The organism is Methylobacterium sp. J-118, assembly GCF_057836565.1.
This window is the reverse complement of the sequence record NZ_JBYQFA010000001.1, coordinates 2,404,764-2,416,822: the sequence shown is the minus strand read 5'-3', so window position 1 is coordinate 2,416,822 and position 12,059 is coordinate 2,404,764. Positions and strand designations below refer to the sequence as shown.

General features: G+C 60.6%; 6 protein-coding genes and 1 pseudogene. 3 read left to right on the top strand and 4 right to left on the bottom strand.

The window, feature by feature from the left end; translation table 11 throughout:
* Positions 1–5: 5 nt before the first annotated feature.
* Positions 6–949 (top strand): annotated as a pseudogene (locus tag AC3IF3_RS11605) (transposase family protein).
* On the opposite strand, the gene AC3IF3_RS11600 reads toward AC3IF3_RS11605, so the two are convergent.
* Positions 946–1,626 (bottom strand): OmpW/AlkL family protein, encoded by a 681-nt coding sequence (locus AC3IF3_RS11600; RefSeq protein ID WP_489228846.1) that lies wholly within the window; start codon positions 1,624–1,626, stop codon positions 946–948. The pseudogene AC3IF3_RS11605 and the gene AC3IF3_RS11600 sit on opposite strands and share 4 nt — an antisense overlap.
* A gap of 149 nt (positions 1,627–1,775) precedes the next feature.
* Positions 1,776–2,843 carry a class I SAM-dependent methyltransferase gene (locus AC3IF3_RS11595; RefSeq protein WP_243969339.1) on the bottom strand — a complete coding sequence of 356 codons (1,068 nt, stop codon included), beginning with the start codon at positions 2,841–2,843 and terminating at the stop codon, positions 1,776–1,778.
* Positions 2,844–3,198: 355 nt separating this feature from the next.
* On the opposite strand from AC3IF3_RS11595, the gene AC3IF3_RS11590 reads away from it, so the two are divergent.
* Positions 3,199–5,202, top strand: a complete 2,004-nt coding sequence (locus AC3IF3_RS11590) for a putative bifunctional diguanylate cyclase/phosphodiesterase (protein WP_489228844.1) — start codon at positions 3,199–3,201, stop codon at positions 5,200–5,202.
* 711 nt (positions 5,203–5,913) lie between these two features.
* Complete coding sequence (locus AC3IF3_RS11585) at positions 5,914–6,612, top strand: hypothetical protein (protein ID WP_243969336.1); 699 nt, start codon at positions 5,914–5,916, stop codon at positions 6,610–6,612.
* Between the two features lie 516 nt (positions 6,613–7,128).
* On the opposite strand, the gene AC3IF3_RS11580 is transcribed toward AC3IF3_RS11585, so the two are convergent.
* Both AC3IF3_RS11580 and ligD read right to left on the bottom strand, forming a co-directional pair.
* Positions 7,129–9,087, bottom strand: a complete 1,959-nt coding sequence (locus tag AC3IF3_RS11580; protein WP_489228842.1) for an AI-2E family transporter — start codon at positions 9,085–9,087, stop codon at positions 7,129–7,131.
* Positions 9,088–9,471: 384 nt separating this feature from the next.
* Positions 9,472–11,985, bottom strand: a complete 2,514-nt coding sequence (gene ligD / locus AC3IF3_RS11575; RefSeq protein ID WP_489228840.1) for a DNA ligase D — start codon at positions 11,983–11,985, stop codon at positions 9,472–9,474.
* Positions 11,986–12,059 lie beyond the last annotated feature (74 nt).

Below are 12,059 nucleotides of genomic sequence, written 5' to 3'. Positions count from 1 at the left end.
TGTGCATTGGATGGATTCTTCATGGAAGCGCCACCACGGCGGAGGCAATCCGTCGTGCCATCGAACTACGTTAGGAGAGCGAAAGAGCGCTGGTGAAGCGCTACGTAGTGAGCCCAACGCCGGTTCAGAAATGGCGCAAGCGGGCGAGCACAGCGGATGGGCGGATGAGCCCCAAGGAACCGCGCCCCACCGTGCTCACAGTTGAGGCGGCGATCATCGTCGTCTCTCGACGTCACACTTCTCCCGCTCGACGACTGCCTCTACGGTCTGCAGCCGACGATCCCGCTCCTGACCCGATCGTCGAGGCTTCGCTTTCTGGAGCGGCACGGCGTCAGCCGACCGCCCGAGATTGACGGCCTTAAACCAAGGAACAGCGCCTCGGAGATAGTTCTTTCGGTTATGTGCAGATCGACGTCGCCGAGGTGTGCACACCTAGGGTCCGCTCAGGCTAATGGTGACCAATGACCGAACCAGCAAGTTTGCCTTCCCGCGAACCTTTCAAAGCGCAAGCAAGATGGAAGCCTTCAAGTTCCTGCGCGACTTCATCGAAGCTGCCGCCTACCACATCCATACTGTGCTCACAGATAAGGGTGTTCAGATCACGTCACGCCCGCAGGACATTTACGATAGCCACAACATCTTCGACCGTGTCTGCGTCGAGCATGGCATCGAACACCGTCTGATCAACGTTAACCATCCTTTAACCAATGGGCAAGTCGAGCGAATGAAACAAACGATCAAGGACGCCTCGGTCAAGCGCTACCATTACGATAGACATCCTTAGCATCGAACGCATCTGCATCTGCTCCTGGATGCTTGGTACCATGCTCGTAGTCTCAAGACCCCGCGCGGCTTGACACACAACGAGTTCATCCTGAACATCTGGGCGAAAAAGCCCAATCGCTTCGCAATCAACCCGTCACACCGCAACATGGGAACATACACCTAAAAACGGTAAGTCAAGCCCGAGTGTAGCACGACCGGATCCAGGCTCACGTTAGAACGGACAGGTACACCAAAGAGGTAGCCCTTGGTGTTGGTCGCGAGGAACCCCTTCTTGACGTCGAAGAAGACACCCCAGTGCGAGTCCAGCATGAGATCGAAGCCCGCCTGGATCACGGGTCCGACTGCATCGTCGGTTCGATAGCGACGCAGAAGACGATCCTCGTCGCCGAACACGATCAGGGCGGCGAGACCTGCTCCCACGTAGGGCTGGAATGCGCCGAGGCCGAAGAAGTGGTAGTGCACCGTTGCCGCGACCGGACCACCCTCGGTTTTTCCGACAGGGCCAAGGCCGGCCAAGGTGCCGGCGGCTTCGACTTTCGAGATTGGTGGAACACCGCCGCTAACCGATACGGCAATTGCGGGGGCTACGAAATATCCCGCTTCGATCGCAAAGGTCGCGCGATCGTCGATCCTTACCGTGCCTCCCGCGACAGGTGTGCCGGCCAGATTAATGCGTGCTTTGGGATCGTTGAAGATTCCGCCGACCCCGACATGGACATAGAAGGACGGTAGCCAGCTCATTGGTACGACTTGTGGCGGCGGCGAGGCGAGATCCGCCGCCGCCGCAGCCGTAGCGACTGCTGTGAACACCAGGCTAGCTGCGAGCGCCCCGTTTTGCATCACACCCTCTCACCGTAGGTGAGAAACCTGCCACACTCAATCTTTCGATGCGTTTAATTCCGTGCTTCGCTTTTCGGGGGCAACATGTACCCCCGCGGAGCCGACGGGGATCGAGATCGGAGCATTCACAGTGCCGGACGCAAGAGGCCTTAGACTCGTTCAACTTCGAGGTAGCCGATGACGCCCGTGCCGTCCTCCGAGTAGGTCATCCGGCGAACAGTGGTAGGTGGAATCTCCTCGGCGAATTTTTCGATCTCGTCGCGAGTCCGGTACAGGAGGTACCAATCCATAAACACCTCCATATAGGCTTCCTCGGGGACGCCCCACAGGAAATTGGGTATCAAGAGCCGCCCGCCGGGGTCGAGGTGTTCGAAAAGGGCGCGTGTCAGGCGTGCAGCGACCCGTGCGTCGAGATAGTCGTACAGGCCCGCCGCATAGATCAGATCGAACCGGCCCAAATCGGTCTTTCCGGCAAGAATGGCCCGAACTGTGCTCGGGTTGGTCTCGATCACTTCAGAGATCGAGGTGCGATAGCCATCGACGGCGGCGAGGCTTGTAGCATCTTGGTCGACCGCCAGCAGACGCCCGATCCGGCCCTCTTTCAAGGCCACGCTGAGTTCTGCCTCACGCAGATGGCCACTGGCTACGGCAAGGATCCGCGGTCGATCTCGCCGTAGCGCGGCATCATCGATTTTCCCAGCCAGGATTGACCGCCGGAGTCGCACAGCTTCGCAGGCCGTCACGTCGACCGTCGAGGTCATGACCGTGCGCCCGGCGTCCGACGCCGCCTCTTGTGCAGGCCGCGCAGCGGGATGGCGATAGACAAAGTCCAGAAGCCCGGCGTCACCGGGATATCCGCGTGGCCTGGTAAAAGAATGGTGGGTGAACGGACATTCGTGGATGAGACCGGCGAGGGTATGGGTGCGAGCCGCCGGAAGTACTGCGTTTTGCCACGTCTTATCGCTAAACGTTTCCTTGAGCAGACCGAGTAGATCAATAACGGCCTGCGTCAGCCGGCTGTAGTTATCTGGAGTCGCGAGAGCGAGAAGTCCCGTCAGCGCCGCACGGACGTCATCGCCAACGACCGCATAAAGAGTTTCCGGCAGTTCAACCGGGATCCGGGTGGCTCCCTCCTGTGTGAGCTCCCAACCTTGAAGCGAGACAAAGCCTTGCAGGCCCTCGCGTTCACGCGAAAGCAGAAGTCCCTTACTGGCCATCTGGAACCACCCCGATCCGACGCCGAGACCGCTCGGCGCCGGATTAAGCTTAACCAATGGTTAAGCTTTGTCCATGGGCATGACGCACAGGACTCGAGATAATCGACCTCCTGATCGCTGCAGACCAATGCGTTTCGATGACTCGCCTCACACGAGGAAGTGGCCTGCGGGGCGGGACCGTAGAGCGACGTACGCCACCGCGCGCCTAGGCAATGCGATGGTTAACCACGTTCGTCAAATTTGAACCATAGGGGCTGGCTGCACTCGCCAAACGATGAACGCTCCCGAGCCGCCGAGGCATTAAGAATTTTGGGACGCAACCCTGGTAGAGCATTTGCGGAAGGCCGGGGCCGCTATGAGCATCGCAACGCTCGATCAACTCGACGACGAACTGAGGAAGTGCTGGTTTCAACGCCGCTCGCCTCAGCTGCATCGGTCATTTCGAATTGCGCATGAGCAAGCAGTGCGCATAGCCATGAGCCAATCCTGTCAATGGGTCGGGCTGCTTTACATCGCGTTCGGCGCGATCGACGCCGTCCTCATCCGTGACATGCTCCCCTATACGCTGACGCTTCGCTTCGCTATCGGTGGGCTATATGTCGCCGCGATCGTAATGCAGGTCCGAAACAAGGTCGATACGCGAATTCTGGAATACCAGTCCGCGCTGGGCATCTACGTTGGCTTCGCCGCTTGGCTGTATTTAGCTACACAAAGTTCTGACACAACCGCGACGCTGTACTATGCTGGGTATGGCTTGATATTCATGTTGGTCTCTAACTTATTCTTTGATCTGAGCTTTAAGCTCGCCCTAATCTCGTCCGGGTTGATCGCATTTACATTTCTGGCATGGGCATTTGAATTTGCTAATAATTGGGCTTACATATTTTGCTTCGGATCACTGTACGCGTTCAGCTTATTGTTGACGCTATTCCTGAATTTCAAATACAATCGCGAGAGATTTCGTGTCTATTTAAACTCTTGTCGAGCCGAAATCGGTCATCGGGAGGCGCTTCACCGTGGAGAAGAACTTTACCGCCTATCGACGACGGACGCGCTGACGGGCTTAGCCAATCGACGCGCGATCGACGGCATCCTGCAAAATCTTTGGAATAAAAGTGTCGAACTTGGCGAACCGTTCGGCGTGATTTTGATCGACGTTGACTTCTTTAAGCTCTACAATGATCGTTACGGGCATCAACAGGGAGACCGCTGTCTTGCCACGCTCGGCAAGGCGATGGGCGAGGTCGCCGAGCGTCAGAAATGTTCGCTCGGCCGCTTTGGCGGAGAAGAATTTGTTGCGCTGCTATCGGTTAGCTCAGCCAAACAAGTTCACGCCGTCGCGGAGGAAATTCGTCACGCGGTAGAGACACTCTGCATCCCCCATACGGCACGTCGCGACCATAGATCATCAGTCACGGTCAGCATCGGCGCAGCGTATTCCACGGACATCGCGGGCGAAAAACCCGAGCGCACGGTGACTGCGGCGGACTTAGCGCTCTACGCCGCAAAGGACGAGGGCCGCGACCGCGTGCGGATTTTCGACAAACGAATGCTCGACGACGGCGCTGACAACGAACTCAGCGCCGAGAACCTCCGATCGGCTTTGGCGGATGGGCGCATCTCTGCAGTCTTTCAGCCCATCGTTGACATATCGGTGGGCCACGTATGGGCGGCCGAAGCGCTGATGCGGCTCAAAGATGCTGAAGGGCACTCGATCTCACCGGAAGCGTTCATTCCTGTCGCTGAACGTACGGGGGTCATCCTCGAGATGGGGGAGTGGATTCTACGGGAAGCCTGTCGCTTCCTCGCCGCCGAACCGAACCTGCCTGTCGTCAGCGTAAATATCTCCGCGCGGCAAATCGACGATCCCAATTTCGTGAGCACTGTTAGAGCGATCGTTCAAACAACGGGCATCGAACCATCACGTTTGGCCCTGGAGATTACCGAGAGCGGGCAGATCAGCGGCAACCCTGAAGTTGCTAAGCTGATGGAGCAGCTTTCCGCGTCGGGCATCCGGGTATGGCTGGACGACTTCGGCACGGGGTTTGCCGGCTTGACATGCCTCAGTGAACTCCGATTCGATATGGTGAAAATCGATCGTTTTTTTGTGCAAAGTTGCGATACACCCCGTGGCGAAAAGCTCCTGAAAAATATCATCGATCTCGTCAGCACCTGCGCGCAGAAAACTATTGTTGAAGGTGTCGAAGAGGCTCGACAAATCGAACTTGTCTCCTCGTTTGGTGTCGATCTATTTCAAGGCTACTATCTCGGGCGTCCAATGCCAGGTCATGAACTTAGTCACAAACTGTTAGACAATACAGCTGCGCGAACACCGGCAATTACATCGGCCAACGCGTAAAAGTCAGATTTCTCATATAGATTGCCCATTGCGAAAAGCGCTTCGTCGTTCTTCTGGAAACAGCTCGACGCACTGCATCGAGTGTAGATCGATTTCAGAATTTCTAATATTAGTCTCATACTGTCAGAAGTAATGCGGGGCATATGATTGACACTGCTCTGCTAAGGTTCAGCCCACGATGTTATTGCGAACGGCACGCCGAGGCGGGCCAATCGTTGTCGGAGGCAGTACCGCGACTAGACGTATGTGTAGCCAGCGCAATGCTACCGGAAGCAGTCTAAAGAGCGGCGACGCCACCCCCGTACAATTTTCACCTCTATAGATACCACGTATGAACTTACATAATCAGGAACATATTAAAAGAAGCGAGCTTAAGCTTGGCTTTGCGATGACGCCTGCGAGCAGCTCAATGCGTGCCCTGTTGATTGCCAGCGCTGCCTTGTTTCCCAAGATGCTATTGGCTGACCAGCTGGAAGGGCCAGCTCGAAAGATGATCGAGAGTTTAGTTAGTAAGGCGATAACTCACTACATATTGACCCCATTGGCTATAGCCTGTCTTGTCGAATAGGAGCCGACACTCACTTCTACATCTCCCACTAGTTCGACAACCGGTGCGCGTTGGCTATCAGGAAGTATTCTACGAATTCGGCTTGTAACGAGGCTTTTATAGACACGGCGGCTCTCATGGGTTCACCAACCGATGGCTGGAGCTTGAGCCATACCACCACCGACGCAAACAGTCGCAAATCGATCGGGGCGGCATTCAGTTGCACCACAGTGTTGTTCGCCCTCGTCCCTTTCACCTCAAACGCAATTGATTCGGCGCGGCACGGCACGGCAGAAATTATTCTCCTTGCCTCTATGTTCAGGGGGATGGCTATGCGGAGATGGGATGAGGAAATTCGGTTCGCGCTGTACGAGCGCCCAGCGATAACGTCGCTTTTAACGCTTGCTTTGTTCATCGCGGTTATTGCATCGACGGTGGCTGCATATGAGGGATCGCTTCAAAACCTCGACGTTCTCGCAGTCATCGTCCTTCCGGTCGCTGCGGTTTGGTACAGTTATGCGCGTCCATGGAACTACACAGGAGAGAAGCCGCGGGCGCGCATTGTCGTCGCCCTCGTTTCGATCGTCACAATAGGCCTGCTCGCTGCCAATCGCGTTCAGAGGGACCGAGATGCATCCGAGGCCTACAGGGTTGAGCACGAGACGGCCTGTCAGGCACAGATCGGCACTTCAAGAGCCGATACCGTTCCTCAGAAGTACACATTCGATACATGTGCGAGCTTACTGACACACGAGGAGGCGATCGCGATCTGTCGATCTCGGGTCTTCAAGCGTGGTCCCTTGCCGGATGGCTGGCACGGATGTTCTGAGTACGAGGCAGAGATTCTAGCACTCCCACGGTAGCCGTAACTGTCTCTTGTTGAGCTACCCAAGTGTTTGGCATTCTGGTCTGCCATGGAAGCATCACCTGGATGGGGCACCAGCAGGCGTATGCCAGCCTGCAGTTTCCGCGCGAGCTTCGCACTTGGCATGGCCCTGATTAGCTACGGTTATGGCGTGGACGATCTCTACGCGACCAGCGTGTGAGGCTGCGGTGCGCCTTGTTCCGTAGCGTGCCCTTACGCGAGTGGCATGGCAGCTGTCGCGCCAAATGTCCGCTATGCGGAAGCAGCAGATTCTCCTTGAATGACCGGGAAGGGCGCAAAGCCGAATGGCCGGTTTTGCGCGGGTTGGTGATTCGATCTGGCGTAGTCTGGCCGAAAGCCGCTGGTCCGCTTCGGAGACGATCCGCCGCAGAAGCGGACAGGCTCACACCGGCGCAAATCGGCTGCTCAGGACCACGGACCTAATATCCAAAACCAGACGTCGAACCCTTCAATCAGCCCGGTGCTTGAATAGGTGAGTTTATTCTGCTGATGCTCAGGCAGCGGCCTGCGACTGGGTAGCCTGTGCTGAAGCCTTCTTCAGGCAGGCTTCCACGGCGTCCCGCAGCGAGGACACGTAGACATCGGCGCCGACCTCCCGTCCAACGGCGGCGTCGGTGAGCACCTTCTCGCCCACCGGCCACAGCCCGACGAGAACTGGCATGCCCGGGGCGCGCCGTTTGAGCCGCTCCAGTAGGTAGCGCAGGTGTGCCGGGTTACCGGTGATGTCGAGGTAGGAGATGCACACCATCGCCACCCCGGTCAGATCGAGGTTGCGGATGCGCTCGCGCGAGACGGCCTCGTAGCCCAACACCCGGGCGCCGAGCCCGTGCTTGCGCAGCAGCTGGGCCAGCATCGCCGAGGAGGCCTCGTCGAGAGGCCCGCGCCCGGCAACGCACAGGACCGGTGCCTCGCCGCGCCACCCCTCGGGAAGCGCTTCGGTCGGGGGCGCTTGACCCGGCACGGCCTCGTTCTTCGGATGGGCCCGCTCGGCCAGGGTCGGCGTGGCGTTCGGGTTGACCGCCTTGTCGTCGCCGTTCGGCTCGACATCTTCGTGGTCCTCGAAGTCCTCGACCAATGACCGCGCCGAGGCCCGGATGTTCTCCAGCTGGCCCGGGGTGACCACGCCGCGCGCGAAGTCGTTGGCAGCGAGCTGCAGACCCTTGAGCGCCACCTCATCGTAGTACGAGGACAGGGAGCGTTCCTTCAGCATGGCCTCGCCGAGGTCACGCGCCTCGTCCGGGTCGCCCGCCAGCATGCGCTGGTAGAAGTTCTCCACCGGCGTCAGCGGCGGCCGGTCGCCCAGCAGCACGTCGAGGAATTCCAGGCTGTCGACGTGGCGGCCGAGCACGACGAGGCAGACGGTGAAGGGCGTGGCCAGGATCAACCCGATGGGTCCCCACAGGAAACCCCAGAACAGAGTCGAGACGATCACCGCGAAAGGCGAGAGGCCGGTGGAATGGCCGTAGAGCAGCGGCTCGATCACCTGCCCGAAGATCGGCTCGGCGATCAGGAACAATCCCGCGGTCTCGATGACCATCGACCAGCCCGGATCGACGGCGGCAGCAAGAGCCACCGGGAAGATGCCGGAGATAAAGGCGCCGATATAGGGGACGAAGCGCATCAGCGCCGAGAACACCCCCCACAGGAGAGGGTTGGGCACCCCGATGAACCAGAGCCCGACGCCGATGATGATACCGAAAGTGGCGTTCATGCCGAGCTGAGCCAGGAAGTAGGTCCCGAGCCGGCCCGCGGCATCGTCCATCGCCACCGTCGTGCGGTGCAGGTCGCTCGATCCGAACAGGCGGATCATCCGGTTACGCAGGTCTTCGCGCTGCAAGAGCAGGAACACGACCACCACCAGCACGATGCCGACCGTCGTCAGGGGCTCGACCACCGGGCCGAGGACGTTGCGGGCAAGCGTCAAGGGCGAGACCTCGGGCTCTTGCACCTTGACCAACTGCGCCTTGGGCGTGCCGCCATCCGGTCCAGCCGCCGCGGTCGTGCCAGCAGCATCGGCCTTCTGGGTCGCGTCCTGGACCTGGTGGCTGAACTTCTGCAGGACGCGGTTGGCCTCACCGAGCCAGCCCTGCTGCAGACCTGCGACCTTTTTCTGCACGGTGGCTTGGTACTGCGGCAGGTTTCCGGCCAGGCCCGCGACCTGCGTGCCGATAATCGCACCGAAGCCGCCGATGACGCCGAGGGCGAGCAGGACGGCGACGATGACCGAGGGAACGCGCCCGAGCTTGAGCTTTCGGAGCAGGCTGACCACGGGGCCCAGGACGAAGCTGAGCAGGACAGCCAGCACGAGCGGGATGAACACGTCGCGTCCGAAGTAGAGGGCGGCGATCAGCACGACACCGACCGCGAGGGTCAGGAGGCCGCGCAGGCCCGGCACGAGCGGGGGCGGCACCTGGGCGGGCGGGCGCAATGCGACGGCTTCGTCGGTGAGCATGCGGCTTGAACTCCTCGATCCGTCTGCATCCCAAATTCGATGCACGCGGGCTGACAACGCCCTCGCGTTCGTTTCGGCCCATGCTGCACGTTGCACCGCACTCGGGCCTGGCGCCGGTTGGCCTGCAATGGTGACACGATGCGGTTGCGTGCCGACTGTCTCTCCATTTGCGACGGTCCGGGGTGGCAGCTCCTACGAGGATTTCCGCAAAGAAAAGCTTTTGAGACGCCTGTAATCACCGGGATGGGCGCGAAGTGGCCGGCAGTATATGGCCGAAAGCGGTTGGTCCGTTTCGAAGACGGTTCGCAGGAATAGGAGAGAAGACCCTGCCGAATCTGCGCGGGTGGATAGGCTGGTTCAGAGCGTGTCCGAAAGCAGCAGATCTTACGACGGGGCTACGTCGAGCCGCCGCGACGCATGCGCAAATTCCGCCCACGGATTCTGATTCAACGCGGCGAGGCGGCTCGGCACGCTCGCGACGCTGAAGCGTGCGCCGGAGCCGAGCGAGGGAAGCTCGTCCCAGCTGACGGGTACAGACACAGGCGCTCCCGCGCGAGCACGGGTCGAAAAGGCAGAAACGGCGGTCGCGCCTCGCTGATTGCGCAGATAGTCCAAGAAGATACGCCCATCTCGGACTTGCTTCGAGACGGTCGCGACGTAGCGCTCAGGTGTGTCCTTCGCCATCTCGGTCGCGACGCGCTTCGTGAAGGCCTTCGCCGCGGTCCAGGTCGCCTGCGGCGCGAGCGGGGTGACGACGTGCACACCTTTGCCCCCGGTCGTCTTGACGAAGGCGGCAAATCCCAACCGCTCGAGCCGCTCGCGCACTTCGAGCGCTCCGGCCACGAGGTCGCCCCATCCGACACCCTCGCCGGGATCCAGGTCGAAGACAAGGCGATCCGGCCGATCCGGATCGGCGGCCGTAGCACCCCAGGGATGGATCTCGAGGACGCTCGACTGCACCAGCGCAAGGAGGCCGTCACGGTCGCGGATCACCACCGCCTGTTCGGAGCCGTGCCCGACGAGATGGAGATGCCGATCATCCATCCCGGCCCAGCCGTGCTTCTGATAGAAGCACGAGCCCACACCATCGGGACACCGAACGAGCGAGAGCGGTCGGTCGATCACGTGCGGTAGGATGTGCTCGGCGATCTCCGTGTAGTACGCGGCCAAGCCTTCCTTCGTGAGACCGACATCGTCCCACAGCACGCGATCGGGATGTGTCAGCGTAACGCCCTCGATCGGTGCGCCTCTCGCTTGGGATTTCGCAGCGCGCGGCTTCGGGCGCTTTACCGTCGCCTCCCGGACGACCTCGTTCGGCCGTACGTCCGGCCGAACTGTCTTGAAGGAAGCGTGCCGCAGCTGGTCGTCGGCTGTCCATCCTCGAAATGTCACCTCGCAGACGAGCCGCGGATCGACCCATCTGGCATTGCGCCGCGCGAGCGGGGGCAGCTCAGTGCTGAACGGCGAAGCCTTGACCCGCAACGGGTCGAGTTGCGTCCAGAGATCGCGCGCAGCTGCATTGCTGAAACCGGTCCCTACCCGTCCCACGTGCACGAGGCTCTCGCCCTCGTACGATCCGAGGATTAGCGAACCGACGGAGCGAACTGCCGACGTCGAGGGCATGTAGCCTGCGATCACGAATTCATCGGAATACGTACACTTGACCTTGCGCCACAGATCACTGCGACCTGAGCGGTAGGCCGCGTCAGCGCGCTTGGCGACGATGCCCTCCAGCCCGAGCTTGCAGGCGTGGCGAGCCATGGCCGCGCCGTCGGTGACGAGATGCTCGCTGAACCGCACGCGGCCGGCCGATCCGGCGTCGTAGAGGCTCTGCAGCAGCAGGCCCTTGCGCTCGATCAGCGGCAGGGCGCGCAGGTCCTTGCCATCTAGGTAGAGCAGATCAAAGGCGTAGAAGACCATGCGCTCGATCTCGCCGGAGCTGAGCGCCTGTTGCAGCGCCGAGAAGCTCGACACGCCGGTCTCCGTCTCGACGACGATCTCCCCGTCGATCAGGGCAGAGGGCAGCTTCAGGGCTTTGAGCGCCGCCGCGACCGGCTTGAACTTGGCCGTCCAGTCGAGACCCGAGCGCGTCAACAGCTTGACGGAACCGCCGTCGATGCGCGCCTGCATGCGGTAGCCGTCGTGCTTGATCTCGTACAGCCAGCCATCGCCGGACGGCGCGGCGTCGACCAAGGTCGCCAGCGCCGGCTCGACGAAGGGCGGGAGGATGGCGTTGCGAGCACGCGTGGACCGGCTTGTTGCCGGCTTCTTAGTCCGGCTGGCCGCGACCCGTGCGCGAGCTTCGTGATCGGCTCTAACGGCACCGCTCGACGCGAGATCATGGTTGGTGCGGCCCGAGAGGACCGAGGCGTCGTGTTCCTCCAGGATGTCGGCGTCGCCCTCCCGGCGGGCATGCTCGTCCTCGGCCTTCAGCAGGAGCCAGGGCTCCTTCTTCTCACTGCCGTGGCCTTTCATCCGCACGAGATGCCAGCGGCCCTTAAGCCGCTGACCGTGGAGGATGAACTCGACGTGACCCTTCGCCAATCCGGCCGCGAGGTCCCCGACCGGTTCCCAGTGCCCGGTGTCCCAGACGATCATGGTGCCGCCGCCATACTGGCCCTTCGGGATCGCGCCCTCCCAGCGCAGGTACTCCAGTGGATGGTCCTCCGTCTGGACCGCCAAACGTTTGTCGGCGGCCACCAGGCTCGGTCCGCGCGTCACCGCCCAGCTCTTGAGCACGCCGTCGATCTCGAGCCGCAGATCGTAGTGCAGGCGCGTCGCATTGTGCTTCTGCACCACGAAGCGGGCCTTCCTAGCCTTCCGGGCACGCCGTCCTGGCGGCTCGGATGAGACCTCAAAATTCCGCTTGGCTCGATAGGGTTCGAGGAGCTTGACCATAGCTTTCGGCAAACGGCGACGCTTGTACAAGAGTTCCGACAGCAGTTCCGTAATCGCTCGGATCACTCAAACTC